This is a genomic window from Pandoraea sp. CB10b_02, from assembly GCF_002216225.1.
Lineage (GTDB): Bacteria > Pseudomonadota > Gammaproteobacteria > Burkholderiales > Burkholderiaceae > Pandoraea > Pandoraea nosoerga.
Genome location: NZ_NJGW02000008.1, coordinates 71,688 through 97,315 on the forward strand (window position 1 = coordinate 71,688; position 25,628 = coordinate 97,315).

Sequence of the window (25,628 nt, forward strand, 5' to 3'; positions counted from 1 at the left end):
CGTGCGCCCCCCGAGGCTCGCCGCGCGACGGCATGCGGCCGCGAGCGCCTTCGCGCTGATGGCGACGCTCGCCACGCTCATCGGCTTCGCCGCCCCCGCCGGCGCGACCGACCTTCTCCAGCTCTACGGCGAGGCGCAGAGCCGCGACGCGCTCATCGCCAGCGCCCGCTCCGCCTATCTCGCCAACATTGAAGCCCTGCCGCAGGCACGCGCCGCGCTGCTGCCCCAGGTCTCGGCGCGTTGGGGCGCCGTCAATACGCACTACGGCTCGGGCAACATCTCGAACACGTTCGGCAGCAGCGGCTACAGCCTCGCGCTCACGCAGCCGCTGTTTCACTGGGACAGTTGGCAGTCGTACCAGCAGGGCAAGCTCACCGTGGCCAGCGCCGAGGCGTCGTTTGCACAGGCGCAGCAGGACCTGATTCTTCGCGTGGCGACGGCCTACTTCGACGTGCTGGCCGCGCAGGACGACCTCGCGCTGGCCTCGACGCACAAGCAGGCCATTGCCGAGCAGCTTGCCTCGGCCAAACGGAATTTCGAAGTCGGCAACGCCACCATCGTCGACGCCAACGAAGCCCAGGCGAGCTTCGATCAGGCCACCGCGCAGGAAATCGCCGCGAATAATACGCTCGACGTGCGCCGCGCCGCGTTCGCGCGCATCGTCGGCCATCCGGTGGGGCCGCTCGCCACGCTTCGCGCCGGCGCCACACTGCCCTCGCCCGAGCCGAACAACGTGGCGGACTGGGTGGCGCAGGCCGAGCAAGCCAACTACGGCGTGCAACTCCAGACGCTCGCGCTGGAGATCGCGCGACGCGAGACGTCCAAGGCCAAGGCGGGCTACATGCCGTCGGTGGACCTCGTTGCCGCCGGCGCGCACTCGAACGTCGGCAACGCGAACAACCTGCTTACCTCGGCGATGTCGAGTCCGTCGAGTCAGGGTACGGGACCGAGCTCCGCGGGGCAGATCGGCATTCAGATCAGCATTCCGATCTTCTCGGGCGGCTCGGTGCAGAGCAAGATGCGACAGACGCTCGCGCTCGAGGACAAGGCACAGAGCGATCTCGACGACGCGCGCCGCCTGGCGGTGCTCAACGCGCGTCAGTCGTATCTCGGTGTGTCGAGCGGGCTGGCGCAAGTCAAGGCGCTCGAAGCGGCCGAACAGTCGGCGCAGTCGTCGGTGGCGTCGAACAAGCTCGGTTATCAGGTGGGCATCCGCATCAACGCGGACGTGCTCAATGCCGAAGACAAGCTCTTCGCCACGCGGCGCGATCTCGCCAAGGCGCGCTACAGCACGCTGCTCTCGAGCCTGCAGCTCAAGGCCAGCGCCGCCACGCTCGTCGACACGGACCTGCAACAGCTCAACGGGCTGCTCACGGAGAACCCGGACGCTTCGGCCGTGAGCGCCGGCGCGCGCGCACCGGCCGGCACGCCCGGCGTCGGAACACCCGAGCGCGGCGTGCGGCCGGGGACCATCGCGCCGCTGCGCCGCTAGGCGATCGGCGCACGGCGCCGACACGGAGCCGACATCGTCCGCGTCAAAACGAAAAGCCTCGCATGGCTTGTCGCCTCATAGCGAATGTGGCGAATGTGGCGAGCGTGGCGCGTTCCGCGGTTCGTCGAGCCACCGCCCCAGCGCGGCGACGGTGCGCGCCGTCGCGCCCTGATGCTGCCTGGCGAACAGCGTCGCGGCGGTACGCATCGCGAGACGATGGTCGTCGTTGACCAACAGGTCGGCCAGCGCCGTAGCGAGTTCGCCGGCATCGCTCACCCGCCGCGCCGCGCCGGCTGCCAAGGCGTTCTCGCTCGCCTGCGTGAAGTTGAACATGTGCGGCCCGAACACCACGGGCGTGCCCGCCGCGCACGCCTCGATCAGATTCTGGCCGCCCAGGGGCAGCAGGCTGCCGCCGATGAACGCCACATCCGCCGCCGAGAAGTACGCCGCCATCTCGCCCATCGAGTCGCCGAGAATGACGTCGATATGCGCGGGCAGCGGCGCGCCGTCGTCGGGCCATGCACTGCGACGCACGTAGTTGAGCCGGACCTTGTCGAGCATCGCCGCGACTTCGTCGAAACGCTGCGGGTGACGCGGCACCAGCAGCAGCAGCGACTGACGGCCCACGTCGGACGCCGCCGCCAGCATGGCGCGCGCCTGCAGCACCAGCGCCTCTTCGCCGTCGCGCGTGCTCGCCGCGAGCCACACCTTGCGCGCGCCGAAGCGCTCGCGCCAGCGTGCGCCGAGCGCGAGCAGCGGCTCGGGCGGCGTCATGTCGAATTTGAGGTTGCCCATCACGTCCACGTCGTGCGCACCGAGCATGCGCAAGCGCTCGGCGTCGGCATCGCTCTGCGCGAACACGCGGCTGAACCCGCCGAAGATCGGGCGCGTGGCGTCCCCAAAGCGGGCCGCACGCCGGAACGAGCGCGCCGACATTCGTGCGTTGGCGAGCACCAGCGGCACGCCGTCCTCGCGGCACGTGAGAATGAGATTCGGCCAGACCTCGGTTTCCATCACCACGCCGACGCTCGGTCGCCAATGCTTCAGGAACCGGCGAATCGGGCCGACCATGTCGTAGGGCAGATAGCAGCGTTGCACGCGCCCGCCGAACAGGCTCTCGCCCGTGGCGCGACCGGTCGGCGTCATGTGCGTGAGCACGACGCCATGCGACGGATAGCGCGCGAGCAGCGCTTCGATGAGCGGCTGCGCGGCGCGCGTCTCGCCGACGGAGACCGCGTGCACCCAGATGAGCGGGCGGCCGGTGTAGGGCGGCGCATCGTAGAAACCGAAGCGTTCCCCGATGTGACGGCGATAGCCGGGCTCGAAACGGCCGCGCCACCACAGGCGCACGACCGCCAGTGGCGCGACGACCCACCACAGCGCGCGATAGACGAGACGCAACACCATTCAGACGAGCGCGCGATGCGTGAGGCGTTGCAACACCGCCAGCGGCGAGCACTCGGGGTGCACCATGGCGTCGGCGGGCAGGAAGAAAGTCTGCTCCATCATGAACTGACCGGACATCACCGCGTGCGACGTCTGGTCCGAGAAACAGATCCAGACGCTGCCCGGCGGAAACGGCATGGTCTGCTGGCCGGCTTCGCGTTGATAGGTCAGGTCGGCCTTCATGCCATCGTGCAGATGCAGCATGATGTGATCGTAGCCGCTGCGCGGGCGCTTCGTGATGCCCACGGCGTTCTGCAGCCACGCGGAGCCGGGCCATTGTCTCGGCACCTTCGGCAGAAATCGTCTGGCCACGTCTTCGAACGGCTCGCCCACGCGCCACACGCGCGGCTGGCCGGCCGGATTGATGTTGGTGAACACGCGCAGAATGCGCTCGCCGTAGTTGGGGCGCGACGGGAAAGCGTCCACATGCAGACGGCTGTCGTCCTTGCGCCAGGAGGTCTGGCGCGTCTCCACCTGATGCAGGCGCAGGCTCGTCGGCGCCGCGCGCAGCTTGCCGCGATACTCGGGCAGCAGGCCATCGATCAGGCTGCACGCCTGCGTGTAGTAACGCTTGACCAGCGCGTGTACGGCACGCCGCGTGGCGTCGTCGGCCGCAACGCCGACAAGCACGTCGGTCTTCGGATCGAGACTGATGTTCTTGCGCTTCGGGTCGGCGATCGCGGGATCGAGCAGCCGCTGCTCGGCCGCGTCGATCGCAAACGCCAGGTGCGGGAAGTACAGCACCTTGCCGGCTTCAACATCGGCCACGAGCGTCTCGCGCGGCACCGACAGCGCACCGCCTTGCCAGTCCCCGGACTCGACGGTGACGATCTGACTGTTTTCGTTCGTTTGACTCATGCGATTGGGTCCTCCCCAGTCACGGCGGCGCCGCGAACGACGGGCCCGTCCCCCGCCGGCCGCGGCGACAGCGACGGCGCCAGCCGGCGCACGGCGTCGCGCACCTGCGTGAGGGTCGGCTTGTGTTGGGCGTCGCCGAGATTGACGATGCGCGGCGACCAGAATCCGCCGGTGCGCCACGCGGTGCTGAAATTGTATAGCTCGATGGTCGGACGGTTCAGCGCTGCGGCAATATGCACCAGCCCCGTGTCCACACCGACGGTCATCGCGCCGCGATCGATCAACCCCACGACCTGCGACAGATTCATCTTCGGCGGCACCCACGCCACGTCGCCCAGTGCGGCTGCCAGCCGCTCCGAGACGGCGCGCTCGGCCGGACTGCCCCACGGCAGCACGATCAGCAAGCCTTGCGAGGCAAGCTCGCGCCCCAGCGCGATCCAGTGGTCTTCCGGCCAGGTCTTGTCGTCTCTCGACGTCGCATGAACGAAGACGGCATACGGACGCTCGGGACACAGGCCGTGATCGGCCCGCTCGGTGGCGATGCCGAAATCGATCTCGGCGGGCACGGCGAATCCCATCGCTGCGGCAACCAGCAGCCGCGAGCGCGTGACGACGTGCGTGTGCGGTGCGATCCGCACCATCTGCTGATAAAGAAACCGCACCGGCCACTCGTAACTGGCCCCTTCGGTACGGTTGCCCAGCCCCCAGACGGTGCCGCGCGCCGTGCGCGCGATCCAGCCGGTCTTCACCAGACCCTGCGTGTCGATCACGTAGTCATACGGGGTTTCTCGCAACGCGCGGCGAAAGGCGCCGATTTCCTGCCAGGTCGACGCCGCGAACGGATGCTTACGCCAGCGGCGCAGCGCGAAAGGAATGACCCGGCGCACGCCGCGCACGAGTTTGACGAGGTCGACGAAGCCCTCTTCCACCACCCAGTCGATCTGGGCGTCGGGATAGTGGCGCAGGATGTCCTGCACCACGGGCATGTTATGGACGACGTCGCCGAGCGACGAGACTTTGACGATCAGAACCTGCAACCGAACGCCCCGGCGGTTCGGCCGGGCCTCGTGAGCAAAACCGCGATTTTACCCCGAGCCGGGGCGCCGCTCCTACGCGAACGCTGCCACCGTCGGGCAGGATGCCTTACCGTCTTACCGTCACCCCGCCCGGACTTCAGAACGGCAGCCTGGCGTCGGGCTTGACAGCCTGAATGGCGCGGCGGAAGTCGTCCTGAATGCGCCTGAGCGCGGCGTCGCTGTCGGCCTCGAAACGCAGCACCACCACCGGCGTGGTGTTCGACGAGCGTGCCAGACCGAAGCCGTCAGGATACTCGACGCGCACGCCGTCGATCTTCACGACGTCCTGCGCGCCATCGAACGTGGCCGTCTCGCGAAGCTTGTCGATCAGCGCGAAGTTTTCGCCCTCGGCGAGCGGGATTTGCAGCTCGGGCGTGGAAATCGAGTTCGGCAGCGCATTGAGCACGGCGCTCGGATCGGCCGCGCGCGACAGGATCTCGAGCAGACGGGCGCCGGTGTAGAGCCCGTCGTCGAAGCCGTACCAGCGGTCCTTGAAGAACACGTGCCCGCTCATCTCGCCGGCGAGCGGCGCGCCGGTTTCCTTGAGCTTCGCCTTGACGAGCGAGTGGCCCGTCTTCCACATCAGCGGCTCGCCTCCATGCTGTTTCACCCAGCTCGACAGGTTGCGCGTGCACTTGACGTCGTAAATGATCTTCTCGCCCGGATTGCGACTCAGCACTTCGGCGGCGAAGAGCATCAGTTGGCGGTCGGGATAGATGATCTGGCCGTCCTTGGTGACGACGCCCAGACGGTCGCCGTCGCCATCGAACGCCAGGCCGATCTCGGCGTCGGTGGTCTGCAGCGTGCGAATGAGGTCCTGCAGGTTTTCCGGGTGAGCGGGGTCCGGATGATGGTTCGGGAACGTGCCGTCGACGTCGCAGAACAGTTCGATGACCTCGCACCCGAGCGCGTTGAACAGCGCCGGCGCATACGCGCCCGCCACCCCGTTGCCGCAGTCGACGGCGATCTTCATCGGGCGGGCCAGATGCACGTCGTTCACGATGCGAGCGCGGTACGACTCGCCGATCTCGTCGGCCGTGTACGTGCCCTGGCCGGCGTCGAAGTCCTGCTGCTCGATGAGCCTGGCCAGTGCCTGAATGGCTTCACCGTAGATGGCGCGCCCGCGCAGCACCATTTTGAAACCGTTGTAGTCGGGCGGATTGTGGCTGCCCGTGACCATGATGCCGGAATCGACCACGCGGCCGTGCAGCGTGACGTTGGTGGCGAAATACACCATCGGCGTGACCACGACGCCGATGTCGACCACGTCGACGCCCGAGGCGCGCAGGCCGTCGGCGAGTGCGCCGACCAGTTCGGGGCCGGAGAGCCGGCCGTCGCGGCCGACCACCACGGCATTGCCGCCTTCGCGACGCAGGGCCGTGCCGAAGGCGCGGCCGATCAGATGCGCGACATTGGCGTCGAGCGTCTTGCCGACGATGCCGCGAATGTCGTAAGCCTTGAAAATCGCAGGCGAAACTTGCGTGGATTGCGTCATGGGAAAGGATCTCTCGGAAACGAGGGAGGAAATGAGCATTGCGGCGCGCGGATCACGCCATGCCGGCGGCCCGGGCGCGATGCGTCCCAAAGCGGCGCGCCGCCGGCCCCGGCTGCGCGGCGAACGAGAATTCCCGGCGCGACGTGCGGCCGGGAGCGGCTGCATTACGCTAAAATTATACGGGACTTCGCCGCAGCGCGGCATGTCCCGAAAGCCCTGTCAGCGAGCGCCTACAATCACGGTTTGATCACGGTTTGCGCCGCCCGACGAGCGGCCAGCACTACCCGCACCGGCCTCGCGAGGCCGGTTTTGCTTATTTCGAGAACGAGTGAGCCGCGCGAGCGCCACATGCCCTATCGGACCATCATTCGCAACATCCTCTGGATGCTGACCGAGCGCGGCGCGCAGATCGCCGGCGGCATCGCGGTCTCCGGGCTTTTGGCGCGCAGCCTCGGGGCCGCGCAGTTCGGCCTGTTTCAATACGCGCAATCGCTCGTGTTCCTCGCCGCCTCGCTCACGCTTGTGTGCGGCAGCGAAGTCGTCGTGCCGCGCCTGGTCGGCAGGCCCGAAGCGGAGCAGCGCACCGTCATCGCCCACGCCTTCGTGCTGCGCCTGGCCGCGGCCGCCATCGCCTACACGCTCCTTGCCGTCTATGTGATCGTGTTCGCCGAGTCGGCACTGCTCGCCGTCACGCTCTGGCTTGGCGTGGCACTGTGGTTGCGCGAGCCGTCGGGCGTCGTCGTCGCCTGGCTGCAAGCGCGCACGTTCAATCGTCCGAGCGTCACCGCCAATCTGTGCGCACTTGGCGTGAAGCTCGCGCTCGTCGCGGTCCTCTTCCTCGCGCACGCCGGCATTGCCGCGTTCGCGATCGTCTATGCGATCGAGGCTGTCGTCGCGGCGGCGTTGCTCGTGCGCCATTACCTCAGGCGTTCGCCCCGCACGCCGATCGTCTGGCAGCGCCGGCTGTTGCTCGAACTGCTCGAGAGCGGCACGGCGTTCTGGGCAGGCCTGATGCTCATGATGCTGTTCAAGCGCATCGACCAGCTCGTACTCAAGCCCATCATCCCGCTCGCCGAGCTCGGCGCTTATGCGGCGGCCATGCAGGTCACCGAGAACTTCGTGCTCGTCGCGCCAATCATCGCGAACTCGCTGGCGCCGCAACTGATCTTCCAGACGGCCGACAACGCGATCGCCCGACGCAACACCGTGCGGGCCGTATGGCTGATGGTCGCCGCCGGCGCCTGTCTGGCCGTGCCGATCGCCGTGCTCGCGCCATGGATCGTGCACCTGATCTACGGCGCCGGATTCGCCGAGTCGGCCGAGATCCTTCGCGTGTCGGCGCTCATGGGCATCCTGGTCTTTGCCGACGCCGCCCTGAACCTCACGCTGATTCGCCGCGGCGCCGGCCGCTGGGTGATCGCGAAGTGGCTGTGCGCGGCGATCGTGGCGTTCACCGTGGTGCGCGCGCTCGCGCCGACGTTCGGCGCACTTGCTGGCGCGCTGGGCTATGGCGCCGGTTACGCCGCCGCGCTGCTGCTCGGCGTCTGGCTGCTGCGGCGGGACTGACGCGATGACGGCCACGATCGACATGCCGACCTCGCGTGCGCGCGCCATCTGCCTGTTCACCGGCACGCTTGCCGCGTTCGCCGGCGCGGAGCGCGCCACCGCCACGCTCGCCAACGCGCTGGCCGCACGCGGACATCGCGTACACGTACTGTCGCTGTGGGGGCACGCGCCCGTCTTCGCGCTTGCCGACGGCGTCACTCACCACGCATTGTTTGCCGAGCGGGTGCCGTTCAGGCGTCACTATGCGTCGATCGTGTGGCGCGTGCGGCGCTATGTGCGTGAGCGCGCCGTGGACGTGATGATCGACGTCGACCCGATGCTCGCGCTCTACACGGTGCCGGCCACACTGGGATTGCCGGTGCAGCGCATCGCGTGGGAGCACAGCACCTATGCGAGCGACCTCGGACGCCGCGCGCGGCGCTGGGCGCGCGCGCTCGCCGCCGCGCGGTACGGCGCCGTCGTGGTTCTGACCGATGCCGACCGCGCCGCATGGCTGGCACACCACCCCCGCGCCCGCGCGCGATTCGTGACGCTGCCGAATCCGCTCGGGCTGCCGATGCCGGACGCTCCGACGCCGCATGACCACGATCGCTGCGTGCTCTCTGTGGGACGCCTCGTCCCGGACAAAGGCTTCGATCGCCTGATTGCCGCGTGGTCGCGAGTGGCCGCCGGCGCCCCCGGTTGGCGGGTGCAGATCGTGGGCGATGGTCCGCTGCGCGACGCGCTCATCGCGCAAGCGCGCGACGCCGGCGTGGCGGACAGCGTAAGCGTGTTGCCCGCGGTGCGCGACGTTGCCCGGTACTACGCGAGCGCCGCCGTCTATTGCCTGCCGTCCCGGCGCGAGAGCTTCGGACTGGTGCTTCTCGAAGCCAAGGCCTACGCATTGCCCGTAGCGGCCTACGCTGCCGACGCCGGGCCGCGCGCGCTGCTGCACGATGGCGTGGACAGCCTCGTCGTGGAGGACGGCGACATTCCCGCGCTGGCAGACGCCCTCGCCCGCCTGATCGGCGACGCCGGCCTGCGCGAGCGCCTCGGCCGTGCGGGCTACGCTCATGCCCGGCAGTTCGATGCGGCGGTCATCGCCGCACGCTGGGAGGCGTTGTGGACACCGTCTGAGTTGACGACGGAGGACGTCCGATGAAAATCGCCCTGTTCGTCACCGGATTGCAACTGGGCGGCGCGGAAACGCAGGTCGTCGACCTCGCAAGAGGGTTTCTGGCGCGCGGGCACGATGTGGCGCTGATTTCGCTCACGGGCCGGTGCGCGATTGCGCTGCCCGAGTCCGAGCGACTTGCGCTGGTCGAGTTGCGGGCCGGGAAAACGCCGTGGTCGCTTGCCGGCGCGTTGTGGCGGCTCGTGTCGTACCTGCGCGCATGGCGCGCGGACGTCGTGCATGCGCACATGGTGCACGCGAATCTGCTTGCACGCGTGGCGCGATGGTTCGCGCCGATGCCGGTGCTGGTCACGAGCGCGCACAGCCGCAACGAAGGCGGATACCTGCGCATGCTGGCGTACCGCCTCACCGATCGCTGGACGGATCTGACGACCAATGTGAGCGAGGACGCCGTGGCCGCATTCCTTGCACGCCGGGCCGCGCCGCAGGGGCGCATCGTCAGCATGCCTAACGGCATCGACACCGCACGTTACCGGCCCGACGCGCAGGCGCGCGCGAACGTGCGCGCCGCACGGGCGTGGGGGCTAACGCCGACGACGCCGGTTGTCTTCGCCGCGGGCCGCCTCGTCGACGCGAAGGACTACCCGACGCTGATCGACGCGTTTTCCCGCGTGCTCGCCCAGATGCCCGACGCGAGGCTGTTCGTCGCCGGAGACGGGCCGCTGCGCGCGTCACTCGAGGCGCTCGTACAGGCAAGGCAACTCGTGGGCGCCGTCACGCTGCTGGGGCGTCGAAACGACATCGCGCAATGGATGTGCGCCGCCGACGTGTATGCGATGTCGTCCGCCTGGGAGGGACTGCCGCTGGTGATCGGCGAGGCGATGGCGTGCGGGCTGCCCGTGGTGTCGACCGATTGCGGCGGTGTGCGCGAACTGCTCGGCGTTCATGCCGGCAACGCACTCGTGCCCGTCGGCGACGCGCGGGCCTTGGGCGAAGCGTTATTGCGGCAGTTGCGCCTTCCGCGCGACGCGCAGGACGTCCGCGAAGCGACCGGTGCCGCCAACCGCGAGCGCATCGTCGCGCATTATTCGCTCGACGCCGTCGTGACGCGATGGCTCGACATGTATGCTCGTCTGGCGAGGACGAGCCCGGAAAATTGATGTTCCTATGCAACCACCTGTCCTGTTCTGCTCGAATTCGTTCTGGTCGATCCACAACTTCCGTGGCGGGCCGATTCGGGCGCTTCTGAGCGCCGGCTACCGGGTGCATGTCGTGGCCCCGGACGACGATTACGCGCCGCTGCTTCGGGCCATGGGTTGCACCGTACACGTCATGCCCATGGCGTCGAAGGGCCAGAACCCATTGGAGGACATGGCGCTGACATGGCGGCTGTTTCGTCTCTATCGGCGAGTCCGCCCCGTCGTGTGTTTTCACTACACGATCAAGCCGAACATCTATGGCGCCGCCGCCGCGCATTGGGCCGGTATTCCGTCGGTGTCGATCACGACGGGCATGGGCACGGTGTTCATCAACAAGTCGTTGATTACTTTCGTAGTTCGCCAACTGTACCGTTTCGCGTTCCGCCACACACTGGAGAATTGGCTGCTCAACGAGTCCGATTTCCGGGCGATGGTCGACGGCGGTCTGATCGACGCCCGCAAGGCCCGGCTGCTGCCTGGCGAAGGCGTGAATCTCGATCATTTCGCGCGCGCGCCGTGGCCGGAGGAAGATGGCACGTTCCGATTCTTGTTGATTGCACGTCTTTTGCGTGACAAAGGGGTGCTGGAATTCGTGCAAGCCGCGCGAAAGCTCAAGCCGTCGATGCCCCAAGTGCGTTTTCAGTTGCTGGGGCCCGCAGACGTCGAGAATCCGACGGCCATCTCGCGAAAACAGGTTGCCGCCTGGGTCGATGAAGGCCTCGTCGAGTATCTCGGGGTCACGCAGGAGGTGCGCCCCTTCATCGCGCAAGCGCATTGCATCGTGCTGCCCTCCTATCGGGAAGGCCTGTCACGGACGCTGGTCGAGGCCAGCGCCATGGGGCGCCCGGTGCTCACGACCGACGTTCAGGGATGCCGGGAAGTGGTAACCGAGGGCGTAACGGGATGGATCGTCCCGGTACAGGACGCGGCGGCCCTGGCTGCACGAATGAAGGAAGTCGCCGGCATGCCGGCACGTGCGCTGGAGGCGGTAGGCGAGGCCGGCCGTGATAAAGTAGCGCAGAATTTTGACGAGCGAAGGGTAATTGCCGAATATTTCCGCATATTGGGCGTTGTCAATCGCGATACCCCCGCCTCTACGCCCGGCGTTTAAATCGCGGCGTACCGAGAAAACACCCGTCGAATCGAATAACCCCGGTAAAGAGGCAATCGACTTCTCCGTACTATGCTGAACCTGACCTTGGCATTGGTGGTTTCATTTGTCACTACGCTGCTGATCGTGCGTTATGCCCATGTGCACGCGCGTTTTTCGAGCGATAGCGATACGCAGGGCGTTCAGAAGGTTCATGCGCATCCCGTACCCCGTATTGGCGGACTGGGCATCATGCTCGGACTGCTCGCGGCGGGCACATTTGCGACACTCTATTATTCCGGCAATCTCCGGGAAATTCTGCTGCTGACGGCCAGTGCGGCGCCGGTATTCCTCGGCGGGTTCATCGAAGACATTACCAAGCGCGTGTCGCCCAGAACCCGTTTGCTGTGCGCAATGGTCTCGGCGGTGGTGGCTTACTGGATTCTTGGCATTCACATCAACCGCGTCGATATCGCATTCATCGACAAAGGGCTTGCGCTTCCCTGGATTTCAGTTGCGCTGACGGTCATTTGCGTCGCGGCGATGACCAATGCGATCAATATCATCGACGGATTTAACGGCCTGGCCGCCATGGTCAGCATTTTCATGTTCGCGTCGCTCGGATACGTCGCTTTTCAGGTTGGCGACAATGTCATTCTCTCGGCGACCATGATCATGGTCGGCGCCGTTCTGGGGTTCTTCATTCTCAACTATCCGAACGGACTGATCTTCCTCGGCGACGGGGGTGCGTATTTCATCGGCTTCATGCTCGCCGAGCTTGCCATTTTGCTAGTCATGCGCAATCCGGCGGTGTCGCCCTGGTATCCGGCGTTAATGCTGATTTATCCGATCTTCGAGGTTTGCTTTTCGATCTACCGGCGTCGGTTCGTGCGCGGCGTCTCGCCGAGCATGCCCGACGGTGTGCACCTGCACATGCTCATCTACAAACGAGTATTGCGCTGGGCCGTCGGCTCAAAGGTCGCCGAGCAGCTCGCACGGCGAAATTCGATGACGTCCCCGTATCTGTGGGTGCTGTGCCTGCTGGCGGTCATCCCGGCCACGATATTCTGGCGACACAGCGGCTTGCTGGCCATGTGTTGTCTTGTGTTCGTGATCGTATATACCTGGCTCTATCAACGCATCGTGCGGTTCCGCTCACCCCGCTGGATGACTTTCAAGAAGAAGTAAGCCAGTCCCCATCGTTCCCTGATGGTCGGTCCATCGGCCATCGACAAGTCTCATGCTGAGTCTCGCCATCGCCCTCGTCGTGTCGTTTGCGGCGACACTGTTGATCGTTCGCTATGCGCACGTTCACGCCCGCTTCTCCGGCGACAGCGACGTCGCCGGCGTACAGAAGTTCCACGTGCGCCCGGTGCCACGCATCGGCGGCGTCGGCATTCTCGCCGGTCTCATCGTCGCCGCGACCGCCCTTGCGTTTTTCTACCCGAAGGTCTCTCGCGACATCCTGCTGCTCGTCGCCTGCGGGCTGCCCGCATTCCTCTCCGGCTTCATCGAAGACCTGACGAAGAAGGTCACGCCCACCGTGCGGCTCGTCTGCACCATGTTCGCCGCCCTGCTCGCCTGGCTGATGCTCGACATCCACATCACGCGCATCGACATCGGCGTCGCCGACCGCGCATTGGTGCTCGCCGCCGTGTCGGTGCCGCTCACCGTGCTGTGCGTGGCCGGCATGGCCAACGCCGTCAACATCATCGACGGCTTCAACGGCCTGGCCGCCATGGTCGCGATGATCATGTTCGCCTCGCTCGGCTACGTCGGCTTCCAGGTGCAGGACCCGATCGTCCTTACCACGTCGATGATCATGGTCGGCGCCATCCTCGGCTTCTTCATCTTCAACTTTCCCGGCGGGCTGATCTTTCTCGGCGACGGCGGCGCCTATTTCCTCGGTTTCATGCTCGCCGAGATCGCCATCCTGCTCGTCATGCGCAACCCGCAGGTCTCGCCGTGGTATCCGGCGCTCATGGTCATCTACCCCGCCTTCGAGGTGTGCTTCTCGATCTATCGGAAGCGCTTCGTGCGCGGCATCTCGCCGGGCATCCCCGACGGCGTGCATCTGCACATGCTCGTCTACAAGCGGCTGATGCGCTGGGCTGCCGGCGCACGCACGGCAAGCGCCCTCACGCAGCGCAACTCCTTGACGTCTCCGTACCTTTGGCTGCTATGCTTGTTGGCAGTGATCCCGGCAACGGTCTTCTGGCGACATAGTCTCGTGCTCGCGCTATGCTGCGTGGCCTTCATGGTGACTTACGTGTGGTTGTATCTGCGCATTGTCCGCTTCAAGGCGCCGCGCTGGCTGATCTACAAGAAGTGAACGACACCGGGGGCGGCGCACATAACTCGTGCGGTCGCGGCACTCCCCAGCCCCGTGATCGGGACGACAAGACAAGACAGCGCCACCAACGCGATGCGTGACATCTATGCCATCGGCGACCTCCAGGGTTGCCAAACGTCGTTTGAAGAACTGCTCGCGCGCCTGCCGCAGGACTCGGATCTGTGGCTCGCCGGCGATCTCGTGAATCGCGGCCCGCGCTCGCTCGATACGCTGCGTCAGGTCATCGCGCTGGGCGATCGCGTGACGGCCGTGCTCGGCAATCACGATCTGCACCTGCTCGCCGTGGCCGCCGGCGTGCGGCAGGCACATGGCAGCGATACGATCGACGACATTCTCAACGCGCCTGATCGCGACGCGCTCATCGACTGGGTGCGCCGTCAACCGCTCGCACACTTCGCACACGGGCACCTGATGGTGCACGCCGGCGTGCTGCCGCAGTGGGACGCCGCGCAGGTCATCTCACTCGCACGGGACGTCCAGACGCAACTGCGCGGTCCCAACTGGAAGACGTTCCTGTCGCGCATGTTCGGCAACCAGCCCGACCAGTGGCACGAGAATCTCAATGATGAGGATCGGCAGCGGCTCGCCATCAATGCGCTGACCCGCATGCGTTTCTGCACCGTGGACGGGCGCATCGACTTCAAGATCAAGGAGGGCGCCGACGCGGCCACCGACGAGCTCAGGCCGTGGTTCGACGTGCCGGGACGACGCACCGGCGAGGTCACAGTCGTGTTCGGGCACTGGTCCGCACTCGGATTGTTGATGCGCGAGCGACTGCTCGGCCTGGACACCGGCTGCGTGTGGGGCGGCAAGCTCACCGCAGTGAAGCTCGCCGACACGCCGGCGAGGCGCGAATTGATTCAGATCGCGTGTGCGCAGATTCGCGATCCGTTCGCGTCGGCGGACGACAGGCGGCGCGACAGGATCAGGAAGGCTGACAAGGCCGCGGAGGCTGAGAAGGTTGAGAAGTTCGAGAAGGCTGGCAAGGCCGAGAAGGTTGACAAGGCCGACAAGACAGAAACATCGGAAAAAGCCGCCAGGCGCAAGGGGGCTTGACGGCCTCGCGGGAACGCCGTGCGCGTGCGCACCTCAGGCCTGCACCGGCTGCGCCGCGTCCCCCTCGTCGTCGCCCAGGGTCGCCTCGCGCGAACCGACCGAGCCGCTTTCCGGCAACACCGCTTCGGGCAGAAACGCCTGCAAGGCTTCCCCCACGGCCTTCTGCGCCCCGAGCGCCAACTCGCGGCGATGCTGGCCTTCGTGCGGATACTGCGGCTCGCCGATCGACAGGCGCACGGTCATCGGCGGTGCGCGCAGGATCATGTCGATGGATTCGATCAGACTCATCTCGCCGATGTACGCCGGCGCCATCGTGTGGCGCTCGCTGGCCGCATCCGCATAGAACAGGCACAGCGGCTGTACCGGCTTTGCCGTGGTGAGCGGCGCCTGCAGCAAGTTCGCGTGAAATGGCAGCAGGCTGCGGCCGTCCGTTGTCGTGCCTTCCGGAAACACCGTGATGATGTCGCCGTCGCGCAGGCAGTCGGAGAGGTAGTGCATGATGCGGCGTGCGTCGGCACGACGCTCGCGTTGCAGGAAAATCGTGCGCGTTTGCACGCACAGCCAGCCGACGAGCGGCCAGTGCCGGATTTCCGCCTTGGCCACGAAGCGCACCGGCTGCCACGCGTTGATCGCAAAGATGTCGATCCAGGACACGTGATTGCACAACAGCATCACACCGCTGTCGGGCAGCGGCGCGCGTTGCTCGACCTCGAGGCGCATGCCGCACAGTTTGAGCAGTTTCCGCGACCATGCGCGAATGCGCCGGTGCTTGGCCGCCTCGGACAGAAACGGAAACAGCAGCAGCGCGGTCAGCAGACCGCGCGCGAGGTGCAGGCCCAGACGGAGTTTTTTGATCAACAGCACGGCAATCGCATCCTAGACGGCGAGGGCGTGGTACGCCACGTGGCCACCGACCAACGTGAGCCGAACGCTGCCCGGCAGTTCGTATCCCAGAAACGGGGTGTTGTGTCCGGCGCTGCGCAACTGTTGCGCCGAAACGGTCCAATGCGACGATGGTGCAAACACACAGACGTCGGCCGCCAGCCCCACGGCCAGCCGGCCGGCGCCCGGCGCGGCGGCGCCGAGCCGCTGCCCCGGCCCGTGTGTCACGCGCGCGAGCGCATCGACGAGCGGCACGCGGGCCTCGTCGGCCCACTTCAATACCAGCGACAACAGCAGTTCCAGCCCGCTTGCGCCGGGCGCCGCCTCGGCGAAAGGCACGAGGCGAGCGTCCGCCGCCAACGGCGTGTGGTCCGAGCAGATGGCATCGATCGTGCCATCGCGGGCCGCATCGCGAATGGTATCGCGGTCGCGGCCGCCCCGCAGCGGCGGATCGAGCCGGTGCTGGGCGTCAAAATAACCGATGTCCATGTCGGTGAGATGCAGATGGTGCGCGGCGACGTCGCACGTCACCGGCAGCCCCTCGGCCTTGGCCGCACGCACGAGCGCGACACCGGCCGCCGATGACAGACGGCACAGATGCACGCGCGTGCCCGTGATGCGCACAAGCTCCAGAATGGTGTGCAGCGCGATGGTTTCCGCGGCGACGGGAATGCCCGCGAGCCCGAGGCGAGACGCCACCGCGCCGCTCGCCGCCACGCCGCCCGCGGCAAGCGGCGCATCGTGGGGACGCAGCCACACGCTCAGGCCGAACGTGCCCGCGTACTGCAGCGCCCGCAGCAGCGTGCGCGTGTCGGGCATTGGCGCGCTCGCCTGCGACAGGCCGATGCAACCCGCCTGCGCCAGTTGCGCCATCTCGGCAAGCTCCCTGCCCGCCAGCCCGACGGTCAGCGCGCCGAGCGGATGGACCTGCACGTGATGCGTCGCACGGGCGCGCAGTTGCAACATTTCCACGAGATCCGGCTCGTCGAGCACGGGATCGGTGTCAGGCGGGCACACGACGCGGGTCACGCCGCCCGCGAGCGCCGCAGCGGCCTCGCTGGCTGCCGTCACTCGCCGTGCGGCGAGATCGACGAGCCCTGGCATCACGATCGCGCCCGCGACGTCGACGGTTTGCTCCGCCGTGAAATCGGCAGGCGCCGCGTCCAGTGCAACGATCTTGCCGTCGGCGATGAAAACGTCCTGCGCGCGATCGGTTCGGGTGGCGGGGTCGATGAATCGGCCGCCCTTCAGATGCAGTTTCATCGCGCCCTCATCCGTGGTTCGCGGCAACGATGCTCATCACCGCCATGCGCACGGCAATGCCGAACGACACTTGTTCGAGAATGACCGATTGCGGCCCGTCGGCGACGGCTGAATCGATCTCCACGCCCCGATTGAGCGGGCCCGGATGCATCACGATGGCATCCGACCTGGCCAGCGCCAGGCGCTGCGGGGTCAGGCCGTAGTACCTGAAGTACTCCGCCGCCGACGGCAACAGCGCACCGTTCATGCGTTCGTTCTGCAGGCGCAGCATGATAATCACGTCGACGCCGCGCAGCCCTTCGTCCATGTCGTGAAACACACGAACGCCCAGTTGCTCTAGCCCCGTGGGCAGCAACGTGCGCGGGCCGATGGCGCGCACTTCGGGCACGCCCAGCGTCGTCAGCGCGTGGATGTCGGAGCGTGCGACACGCGAATGCAGGATGTCGCCGACGATCGCCACCGTCAGGTTCTGGAATTCGCCCTTGTGGTGACGAATGGTGTACATGTCGAGCAGCCCCTGCGTCGGATGCGCATGACGCCCGTCGCCCGCATTGATGACGTGCACGTGCGGCGCACAGTGCCCGGCGATCAGGTACGGAGCGCCCGCCTGTGCATGACGCACGACGAACAGATCGGCGTGCATCGCCGAGAGGTTGCCGATGGTGTCGAGCAGCGTTTCGCCCTTGCTCGTCGACGACGCATTGACATTCAGATTCAGCGCATCGGCCGATAACCGTGCCGCGGCGATTTCGAACGTCGTGCGCGTGCGCGTGGAGTTCTCGAAGAACAGGTTGAAGACCGATTTGCCGCGCAGCAGCGGAACCTTCTTCACGTCCGCATCGTTGACGCTGACGAACTGCGCCGCCGTGTCGAGGATGTGCAGGATCACGGCGCGCGGCAGCCCTTCCACCGTGAGCAGATGCTTGAGTTCGCCGTTGCGGGTGAGCTGGGGATGGCCGCGTCGCCCGAGGATTCCGTTAGCCATGCGCGGCCTCCGAGGGCGGGGAAGCGGCGCAATGGGCATGGCGCAATGCGGCGGCGGACATAACCTCAGGCAGGGACATGCTCGTCGAAATATTGCTGAAGGATGATGCGGGCGGCCTCGGCATCGAGCGAGGTCTTTGAGGTCTTTGGCGAGCGCTTGACGCCGGCCTCGGCCAGCGCGGCGGCTGCCGCCACCGACGAGTAGCGCTCGTCGACCCAGACGACGGGCACGTTGAAACGTCCATTGAGCTGGTTGCCGAAGCGCTTGGCTTGCTGGGTCATGTCGTGCGGCGTGCCGTCCGGATGGCACGGCAGGCCGACGACGATCAGCCCCGGCTGCCACTCGGCGATCAGCTTGCCGGTCTCGGCAAATCGCACTTCGCGGTTGAGATTAGCGATGACGGTCAGCGCGCGCGCCTCGCGCAGCATCTGATTGCCGATCGCGACGCCGATCCGGCGCTCGCCGTAATCGAAAGCGAGCACCGTGGCGCTGCCTGCCGTCATGCGTGACCCGCGTCGGCGGAGAGCATGGACGACGTCACGCCGAGCAGTGCCAGCGCGGCGTCGAAGCGCTCGGCGGGCGGCACGTCGAACACGATGCCCGGATCGGCGGCGACCGTCAGCCAGCCGTTGCGGCTGATCTCGTCCTCGAGCTGCCCGGCGCTCCAGCCCGAATGGCCAAGCGTGAGCAGGAAGCGGCCCGGCCCTTCGCCGTTGGCCACGGCTTCGAGCACATCCTTGGACGTCGTCATTTCGAGCCCGCCCGGCACCGACAGCGACGAACTGTACGCCGTACCGGTGGCCTCGTGCAGCACGAAGCCACGCTCGGTTTGCACGGGACCGCCGAAGAACACCGGTTGGCTCGCCAGCGGATCGATTTCGAGCTTCAGATCGAGCCGCTCGAACAGCGACTTCAGATCGATGTCGGTGGGACGATTGATGACCAGCCCGATCGCGCCTTTTTCGCTGTGCTCGCACAGGTACACGACAGTGCCGGAAAACGTCGGGTCCGCCATGCCCGGCATGGCGATGAGGAATTGATTGGTGAGGTTGATACGGTCGTTCGGCATATGGCCAGAGTTTATCGGAGCCTGGTGACGGTCTGCTGCCCGGTCGCTCGCCCCGTCACCGGTGCCTCGGCACCGGGTGGGCCCGCGCGGCACTCGCCGGCGGCCCGTCAGCGGACGAACGCTTTGCGCATCGTGGTACGGCCATCGGCCGCCAGCGGCAGCCCTTTCGCCGACTTTATCACGGAACGTCGCGTGCGGTGACGAGCCGCTGCCCGAACACACTGGCGTCCAGCGCGCGCTCGCGCCACATCGCCATCTCGGCGATCAGGTCCGGGCGAGGCTCGGGGTACGTGTCGGCGGCAAATTGATGCAGCATGCCGCGCAGCGCCTTGACCGTCATCGCCAGCGCGGCCGGCCCGCCGGGCTCCGCGGGCGGGGAAGCCGCCAGGCGCTCCCCGGTGGCGGCCACCGCTGCGGCCAGCCGCGCAACCGGCGCCAGCCCGATCGCGGCCGAATACTCGGCCACGCGCGCGGCCACGGCGGGATCGCTCAAATTCGGGAGGGCCTCGTCGGCAAGGCTCAGATACGTCTGGCAGACGTCCTGACGCACCGCGAGCGGCCCGATACGCAGCCAGTCCCGTGAACTGCTGCCGGCCCCCTGCTTCTGGCCCGCCTGTGCGGCATCGACGAGCGGTTCGGGCAAATGAGCCGCCCGGCGCAGCACGCCGAAGTCGGCCAGCAGCGTGCCCAGCCAACTGTCGGGCGCCTGTGCGTTCCAGGTGGCGAGAGCCTCGATCAGATCGTGACCCGGCACGGCTTGCGCCGCGTTTTTGCCTGCCGCGGCGGCCGCGGGTGCGGCAGAGGCTGCCGCCTCCGCGCTGCCCGGCACGCCGGGGCGGGCCAGTTGCCTGCGCAACGCCATGTTCATTCGCCCGAGTTGCCGCTTGTCGGCCAGACTCAGGGGGGCCCGCACGAACCGCAACCAGGCCGCGGCCAGACGCCAGTAATCGAGCGGCGCGCTCGCGCCTGCGCGGTGAAGGTCGGCGGCGAGATCGGCCAGCTCGCCGAGGGCGGCGGTCGTGTCGGTGACATCGGCATCCGGCCGCAACAGTCTCAGCAGCACCCGTTCGACGTCGGCGCGCAACGGCGCCGTGCCGGGCGGCAGCCCATGCAGACGCGGGCGGGCAATGGCCCAGCCGGCCATGCGCAACTCGCCGGTTGTCGGCTCGCCGGGCCAACGGCCCGGCTTGCCGGGTTCGGCCCCATTGGCGCTCTCGGCAGGGGCTTCCGCGGCGGGCGCGGTGGGCGCAGGGGGCGCAGGGGGCGCAGGGGGCGCAGTAGGCACGGTGGCGGTGGGCACGGTGGGCGCGGCGCCTGCGCGCCAGATGTCGCGTTCGAACTGACGCAACGCATTGCGCTGAACGTCCTGACCGCCGGGCTCGCCGTATGCGGCTTCGGCGATGGCCTGCACCAGACGCTCGCCATGCAGCGCCCAATCGGCATGCCCGCTCGCCTGCAGCAGACGGTTGGCGCGGCGCAGGGGACCGAGCGCCGCTGCCGGACCATTCGACCACGCGTCCGAGGCCTGCGTGAGCGCGTCGGCCACGTCGGGCAGGCGCCACAGCGGCATGTCGCGCGAAGGCGTGCTGTCGGGAGGCGTTTGCGGCGTCACCATAGGCCATCTCCAGGCCGCGAGGCCAGTCTTCGTGAATTCGGGCGGGGAGTTTGCCGCACCGTCAGCCGGTTGCCCGGCGCGACGGCGGGCGGGTACGTCGGAAAATGCTGGCGCGGCGCGGGCATCCGGTCGGGCGGACGGCAGCGCCGTCCGGCCTCAGATCTGCACCATCTCGAAGTCTTCCTTGCGCGCGCCGCACTCGGGACAGGTCCAGTTGATCGGCACGTCTTCCCAGCGCGTGCCGGGCGCGATGCCCTCGTCGGGCAAACCTGCCTGTTCGTCGTAGATCCAGCCGCAAATCAGGCACATCCAGCTCTTGTATTCCATTCTTTCTTCAGCGACGAGCGTTCCGTTACAATGGCTTGTCAACCGCTTCGGGCACCCCGGCGCAGATGCCGGAGGGTGTCGTGAGCGCCCTGCCGGTCCATGGCCCGGCAGGAACCGCCCACGGCGCTGGAAAGCGCTCCGAAACGGGCATTTAAGGCGTGATGGTACCAACGAACCCCAAGCCTGACCAGATCGCCGTCTATCCTGCCTCCATGCACACTGAATCCCCTCCCATCCTCCTGACCTTCGGACTCTCCGACCCTACTTCGGCAACCGGCGTGCAGGCCGACCTGCTCACGTTCGCGAGCATGGGCGGCTATGGCGTCTCGGTCCTGACCGGCTACTCCTCGCAGGATTCGCGCGCCTGCGACGACGTGCAGCCGATCGATCCCGACTGGATCGGCGACCAGGCGCGCATGCTGCTCGAGGACATGCCGATCGCCGCGTTCAAGGTCGGCAGCGCGATCAACGCCGAAAACGTTGCGGCCATCGCGGAAATCGTGGCCGATTACGATGAAACGCCGCTCGTGGTCGCGCCCGACTTCGGGCTGGCGGGCGATCATCTGCTCTCCGCCGACGAATTGCGCGAAGCCACCGCCAGCCTGCTCGTGCCGCAAGCGAGCGTGCTCGTCGTGAGCCCGGCCAGCGCGATCGCCCTCGCGCAGGCCGCATCGGAGAACGAAAACCTGTCGCTCGACGAGGCGGTGAGCCTGCTGCTCGAAGGGGGCTGCGAATTCGTGCTGGTGAGCGATGGCAACGCCCCGCAGTTCACGCATACGCTCTACAGCGACGGCGGCGTCGTGCGCGAGGACGCGTGGGAACGCCCGGCGAACAACGTCGCCGGCGCGATCGACACGCTCGCCGCAGCCGTGGCGGCCATGCTCGCCAATGGGCTGGCCGTTCCCGAGGCCGTGCGCGAAGCGCAGGAGTACCTGCAGCAGGTGCTGGAGAACGCCTTCCGTCCCGGCATGGGCCGGCACTTTCCCGACCGCTTCTTCTGGGCGCGCAGTGAAGAGACCGATCAGGACATCGAAGCCGGTGATGCCTGATACCCGAACGGGTCGGCGCACGCCGCGGCGATACCGTCCGTTTCCCGAAGGACCATGAAAAACGCCCGCGGATCCGCGGGCGTTCTTCTTTGAAGCGCGTGCGTTCGCCGCGCCAGGCCTCCGCTCAGGAGACGCGTCGCGACGCGCCATGCACCGGTGCCATCGCTTCGTCGTCGCACCCATCGCACTCGCCGGCCCCCTCGCCCTTCGGCCGCCCCCATGTCTCGATCACGTGCCGCGTGAACGGCTTGAGTTCGTCGCCCTGGGCGCGCAGCATGCGCACGAGCGCGGCGTATTGCGCTTCGAAGATCAGCGAGTTGTAGTTCTTCAGACGCGTGATGTCGTCCATCGCCTCGTCGTTGCGACCGGCCAGCGCAAGCAGCACGATGTAGCGCTTGATCATCGTCGGCCCCGCACCAAGCGCCAGGGCTTCGCGATGCGCGGCAAGCTTCTCGTCGAGCTGGTCGCGATTGAGAAAGAGCGCCCCCGTCACCGCATAGTCGCCATACGGCGCAAAGAACAATGCCGGATCCGTGCGGTAAGCGTCGATCTTGCCCGCCCGGTACGCCACTTCGACACGCTGATAGTCGCCGTACAGCCACGGAATCGCCACGCACGCGAACACCACGATCACGCCGTTGACGGCGCCGGTCGCCGTCGGCGACACGCTGTCGATGGGTTTCGTCTCGCACAAGCCGAGCAGGAACAGTGCAGGCAGCAGGAAGAACGCATAGTGCTGCGGATACTCGAGCATCGCATGCACGGCGAGCATGCCCAGCAAAATGAATGCGAAGGCGACGGGCGGCGTCTTGATGCCGCGCACCGCGCGCGCGAACCAGAACACCAGCGGCAGCAGCACGAGCAGCGTGCCGACGAGGCCCGTCTTCGCCAGCAGATCGATCAGCACGTTATGGGCGTTGTCGGCCATCTCGACCGGGCCGAGCTTGTCGACCAGCGCGAATTGCGCGTCGATGTAGTTCGACCAGCCGGCGCCAAAGAGCCAATGCTCGCGGAAGATGGCCAATCCGTATTCCCACAGATTCAGGCGCCCCGTGACCTGGCCCGCCTGATGCATGCGGGCCACGGCGCTGCCGTCGAGCTGCCATCCCCAGGCGACGTTTGCCCAGCCGACGAACATCGTCATCGCGGCGAGCAAGGGCAGGATCGCGACGGGAACGAACCAGCGCATGGGGCGACGGACGTTGCGCGCTGACTCCGCGCGTTCGATCCATACGAGCCACAGGCCGAACGTCGACATGAGCGCCAGTTGCAGCCATGGCGTGCGCGAGCCTGTCAGGCAGATGCCGAGGTCTAACACTGCACTGGCGAGCAGCCAGGCCCACGCCGGCAATTTGCGTTGATACCAGAGATAGAAGGCACCGGCGCTGGCCAGCGACAGATACGTCGCCAGGTGATTCGGCTGGTACATGTTGCCGAAGAGCCGTCGCGCGACCGACACCGTATATCTCGCGACGAGCCACGGCACATGTGACTCCAGATGAAACGCCTGCACGAGCTGTGCCGCCACGGCGTATAGTCCGCCCAGCGTGAGCGCCACGGCGCTCCATCGCATGAGCACGCCGCGCCAGCCCAGTTGCGCCAGCCAGAAGCCTGCGCTCACGGCCACGATCATCGCCACGCCGTAGAGCAGCGCCGTCATCATCAACTGCGGCAGCTCGGTGGACAGCATCGCGCGCTGCACCAGGATCACGCCGACGAACGCCAGCGGCATCCACGTCACACGCGGCATGCGCAGCACGCGCGAGTCGCGCTGCCACACGGCCACCATCGACAGTGCGCCGAGCAGCGCGAACAGCGCGAAGGCCAGCGTCTCCGAGTAGAACGTCGAGATCGGATACGTGTGCTTGACGAGGTTATAGGGCAAGGCCCAGATCAGGGCCAGCGTGAGCCCGATCAGCGAAAGCAGCAGTGGAGGAAACAAGGTCGTCGCCGTGCAATGCACCGGTGGAAAGATGCGCAAGCATAACGAAAAATGGCCGCCCGAGGGCAGCCATTTCACGCCTCGCGCGCCTCGCGCGCATCAAGCAACCGCCCGCGCAAACGACGCGCCAGGCTGCCGGGAGCGCGGCAGCGCCGCGCCGTGCAGCCTGTGCGCCGGTCACTCTCAGGCCCCGGTCTCGGCGGCCTTGGCGCCCCGGCATTCCGGCGGGGCCAGCTTGGCGGGCAACGTTGCCCCGCCCGGCGCGCCTTCGCGGCCCTGGGCGTAGCAGGTCCAGACGATCTGCCCCTCGGGCGCCTTGCCGACCGTGAGCGCCTCCTGCCGGCCTTGTGCGCCGGTGCTTGTGGGCACCAGCACGATCGCACCGTCGCCGGCGCGTTGCGTGTAGGCGACCGTCACATTGCCGCTCGCGGAATCGATGGTCACGCCGCTCACGTTGTCCGTGGCGCTCGGTGCCTGCCAGCCGCTGTTGAACGGCGCGCCATGCATGGCGTTCTCGCTTACGAGCGCCTTGGCCGATGCAGCGGCCCCCAACCCCTCGACGACCCTGGCGCGCACCAGATAATTCTGCAGATAAGGCACTCCAGCCGTGACCAGAACACCGATGATCGCCAGCACGATCATCAGCTCGATCAGGGTGAAGCCCCGGGACTTGGCGATACCGGTGGTCCGGTGGCCGAAACGACGCATTGTGTAACTCCCAGCGAAAGCATTGAAAACGAAACGGACGCGCTGTCCGGACATGGGACGGCGCTCGTCGGGGGGAAGTGGGCGGAGTATGCCACACGCCCTGGGGCGCGAGCCCTGCCACAGATCAAAATCGGGCGGCGCCGTGCGGGTACGGAGAATCGTCCTAGTGACGGGCCGGACGATTCGTCCGAGCCGGGCGTGCGTCTTCCCACAATGTCATGGCGGACGCCCGGCGTCCGCCACCGCAATGGACCGCGTTACTCGGAAGAGGTTGCACGCGTTTGACGGGCCTCGCTGCGGCGCTTGAGCACGAGCCCCAGCGCCACGACGAGCACGGCCCCGGCCGCTGCGGCCACGTAGTGGGTGTATTCGGCCGCGGCGCCCGGCAGTTGCAGCCACGGGCCGATGCCCGGATCGGAGACGATGAGGCCGCCGGCGATCCAGCCGAGCAGGCCTGCGCCGGCGATCACGATGACGGGGAAACGATCGAGCGCCTTGAGGACCAGTTGCGAGCCCCAGACGATCAGCGGAATGCTCACGAGCAGACCGAAGATCACGAGCGGCAACTGGTGATGGTCGGCCGCCCCTTGCGCGGCGCCGGCAATCGCGATCACATTGTCGATGCTCATCACGAGGTCGGCGACGATGATGGTTTTCACCGCCGTCCACAGTTTGTCGGCGGGCTTCACGCTGTCGTGCGCGTCATGGTCGGGCACGAGCAACTTGACCCCGATCCAGAGCAGCAGCACCCCGCCCAGCGCCTTCAGATAGGGAACTTCGAGCAGCGTCACGGCAAACGCGATCAGAATCACGCGCAGCACGATCGCGCCGACGGTCCCCCACACGACGCCCTGCAGCCGCTGTTTGGCCGGCAGGTTGCGGCAGGCGAGCGCGATCACCACGGCATTGTCGCCACCCAGCAGGATGTCGATCATGATGATCTGCAGGACCGCGGCCCAGTTCAGCTCGGCAAAGAACGCAAGCATGGCGGGAAAATCCTCGGAAGCGAAAAACGGTAACGTCAGGGATACGGCAAGAGCAAA

General features: G+C 67.1%; 23 protein-coding genes. 9 read left to right on the forward strand and 14 right to left on the reverse strand.

The window, feature by feature from the left end; genetic code table 11:
* Position 1 precedes the first annotated feature (1 nt).
* The gene (locus CDN36_RS10595) at positions 2–1,492 is read left to right on the forward strand and encodes a TolC family outer membrane protein (RefSeq protein WP_287496698.1); all 1,491 of its coding nucleotides are present in this window, start codon (positions 2–4) and stop codon (positions 1,490–1,492) included.
* A 75-nt stretch (positions 1,493–1,567) separates the two neighbouring features.
* Here the strand turns inward: CDN36_RS10595 and waaA are convergent, their stop codons facing one another.
* From waaA to CDN36_RS10615, 4 genes are all read right to left on the reverse strand, one after another.
* Positions 1,568–2,896 carry a lipid IV(A) 3-deoxy-D-manno-octulosonic acid transferase gene (waaA, locus tag CDN36_RS10600; protein ID WP_287496765.1) on the reverse strand — a complete coding sequence of 443 codons (1,329 nt, stop codon included), beginning with the start codon at positions 2,894–2,896 and terminating at the stop codon, positions 1,568–1,570.
* 3 nt (positions 2,897–2,899) lie between these two features.
* Entirely contained in the window at positions 2,900–3,796 is an 897-nt protein-coding gene (gene kdoO, locus CDN36_RS10605) for a Kdo hydroxylase KdoO (protein WP_287496699.1), read from the reverse strand.
* Positions 3,793–4,782 carry a lipopolysaccharide heptosyltransferase I gene (gene waaC / locus CDN36_RS10610; RefSeq protein ID WP_287496766.1) on the reverse strand — a complete coding sequence of 330 codons (990 nt, stop codon included), beginning with the start codon at positions 4,780–4,782 and terminating at the stop codon, positions 3,793–3,795. Before waaC ends, kdoO begins: the two co-directional genes overlap by 4 nt.
* Before the next feature lie 187 nt (positions 4,783–4,969).
* Positions 4,970–6,367 (reverse strand): phosphomannomutase/phosphoglucomutase, encoded by a 1,398-nt coding sequence (locus CDN36_RS10615; protein ID WP_150554712.1) that lies wholly within the window; start codon positions 6,365–6,367, stop codon positions 4,970–4,972.
* Between the two features lie 348 nt (positions 6,368–6,715).
* On the opposite strand from CDN36_RS10615, the gene CDN36_RS10620 reads away from it, so the two are divergent.
* The 7 genes from CDN36_RS10620 (at position 6,716) to CDN36_RS10650 (ending at position 14,745) form a co-directional block, all read left to right on the forward strand.
* Positions 6,716–7,933, forward strand: a complete 1,218-nt coding sequence (locus CDN36_RS10620; RefSeq protein WP_174966284.1) for an oligosaccharide flippase family protein — start codon at positions 6,716–6,718, stop codon at positions 7,931–7,933.
* 4 nt (positions 7,934–7,937) lie between these two features.
* Positions 7,938–9,074: a glycosyltransferase family 4 protein gene (locus tag CDN36_RS10625; RefSeq protein ID WP_287496700.1), complete on the forward strand. Its 1,137-nt coding sequence runs from the start codon at positions 7,938–7,940 to the stop codon at positions 9,072–9,074.
* Positions 9,071–10,207: a glycosyltransferase gene (locus CDN36_RS10630; protein ID WP_287496701.1), complete on the forward strand. Its 1,137-nt coding sequence runs from the start codon at positions 9,071–9,073 to the stop codon at positions 10,205–10,207. Before CDN36_RS10625 ends, CDN36_RS10630 begins: the two co-directional genes overlap by 4 nt.
* Before the next feature lie 7 nt (positions 10,208–10,214).
* Positions 10,215–11,357, forward strand: coding sequence for a glycosyltransferase family 4 protein (locus CDN36_RS10635; protein ID WP_287496702.1), 1,143 nt, complete (start codon positions 10,215–10,217; stop codon positions 11,355–11,357).
* Between the two features lie 72 nt (positions 11,358–11,429).
* Complete coding sequence (locus CDN36_RS10640; RefSeq protein WP_287496703.1) at positions 11,430–12,524, forward strand: MraY family glycosyltransferase; 1,095 nt, start codon at positions 11,430–11,432, stop codon at positions 12,522–12,524.
* 52 nt (positions 12,525–12,576) lie between these two features.
* Positions 12,577–13,668: an MraY family glycosyltransferase gene (locus tag CDN36_RS10645; protein WP_150554718.1), complete on the forward strand. Its 1,092-nt coding sequence runs from the start codon at positions 12,577–12,579 to the stop codon at positions 13,666–13,668.
* 93 nt (positions 13,669–13,761) lie between these two features.
* Positions 13,762–14,745 carry a symmetrical bis(5'-nucleosyl)-tetraphosphatase gene (locus CDN36_RS10650; protein WP_353846860.1) on the forward strand — a complete coding sequence of 328 codons (984 nt, stop codon included), beginning with the start codon at positions 13,762–13,764 and terminating at the stop codon, positions 14,743–14,745.
* A 33-nt stretch (positions 14,746–14,778) separates the two neighbouring features.
* Here CDN36_RS10650 and CDN36_RS10655 read toward each other — a convergent pair whose 3' ends face one another.
* The 7 genes from CDN36_RS10655 to CDN36_RS10685 all read right to left on the reverse strand — a co-directional run bounded on the left by CDN36_RS10655 (position 14,779) and on the right by CDN36_RS10685 (position 20,886).
* Positions 14,779–15,609 (reverse strand): lysophospholipid acyltransferase family protein, encoded by an 831-nt coding sequence (locus tag CDN36_RS10655; protein WP_287496704.1) that lies wholly within the window; start codon positions 15,607–15,609, stop codon positions 14,779–14,781.
* 12 nt (positions 15,610–15,621) lie between these two features.
* The gene (locus tag CDN36_RS10660) at positions 15,622–16,890 is read right to left on the reverse strand and encodes a dihydroorotase (RefSeq protein ID WP_287496705.1); all 1,269 of its coding nucleotides are present in this window, start codon (positions 16,888–16,890) and stop codon (positions 15,622–15,624) included.
* 7 nt (positions 16,891–16,897) lie between these two features.
* Positions 16,898–17,875 carry an aspartate carbamoyltransferase catalytic subunit gene (locus CDN36_RS10665; protein ID WP_353846861.1) on the reverse strand — a complete coding sequence of 326 codons (978 nt, stop codon included), beginning with the start codon at positions 17,873–17,875 and terminating at the stop codon, positions 16,898–16,900.
* A 65-nt stretch (positions 17,876–17,940) separates the two neighbouring features.
* Complete coding sequence (ruvX, locus tag CDN36_RS10670) at positions 17,941–18,378, reverse strand: Holliday junction resolvase RuvX (RefSeq protein WP_287496706.1); 438 nt, start codon at positions 18,376–18,378, stop codon at positions 17,941–17,943.
* Positions 18,375–18,944 carry a YqgE/AlgH family protein gene (locus tag CDN36_RS10675; protein WP_039405698.1) on the reverse strand — a complete coding sequence of 190 codons (570 nt, stop codon included), beginning with the start codon at positions 18,942–18,944 and terminating at the stop codon, positions 18,375–18,377. The genes ruvX and CDN36_RS10675 overlap by 4 nt, the downstream gene beginning before the upstream one ends.
* A 178-nt stretch (positions 18,945–19,122) precedes the next feature.
* Positions 19,123–20,559, reverse strand: coding sequence for a hypothetical protein (locus tag CDN36_RS10680; RefSeq protein ID WP_287496707.1), 1,437 nt, complete (start codon positions 20,557–20,559; stop codon positions 19,123–19,125).
* Positions 20,560–20,715: 156 nt separating this feature from the next.
* Entirely contained in the window at positions 20,716–20,886 is a 171-nt protein-coding gene (locus tag CDN36_RS10685; protein WP_039405704.1) for a rubredoxin, read from the reverse strand.
* A gap of 212 nt (positions 20,887–21,098) precedes the next feature.
* On the opposite strand from CDN36_RS10685, the gene thiD reads away from it, so the two are divergent.
* Positions 21,099–21,935 (forward strand): bifunctional hydroxymethylpyrimidine kinase/phosphomethylpyrimidine kinase, encoded by an 837-nt coding sequence (thiD, locus tag CDN36_RS10690; RefSeq protein WP_287496767.1) that lies wholly within the window; start codon positions 21,099–21,101, stop codon positions 21,933–21,935.
* A 124-nt stretch (positions 21,936–22,059) separates the two neighbouring features.
* Here the strand turns inward: thiD and CDN36_RS10695 are convergent, their stop codons facing one another.
* The 3 genes from CDN36_RS10695 to CDN36_RS10705 all read right to left on the reverse strand — a co-directional run bounded on the left by CDN36_RS10695 (position 22,060) and on the right by CDN36_RS10705 (position 25,571).
* Positions 22,060–23,877: an O-antigen ligase family protein gene (locus CDN36_RS10695; RefSeq protein ID WP_287496708.1), complete on the reverse strand. Its 1,818-nt coding sequence runs from the start codon at positions 23,875–23,877 to the stop codon at positions 22,060–22,062.
* Between the two features lie 183 nt (positions 23,878–24,060).
* Positions 24,061–24,585, reverse strand: coding sequence for a pilin (locus CDN36_RS10700; protein WP_150554726.1), 525 nt, complete (start codon positions 24,583–24,585; stop codon positions 24,061–24,063).
* A gap of 257 nt (positions 24,586–24,842) precedes the next feature.
* Entirely contained in the window at positions 24,843–25,571 is a 729-nt protein-coding gene (locus tag CDN36_RS10705) for a TerC family protein (RefSeq protein ID WP_150554727.1), read from the reverse strand.
* Positions 25,572–25,628 lie beyond the last annotated feature (57 nt).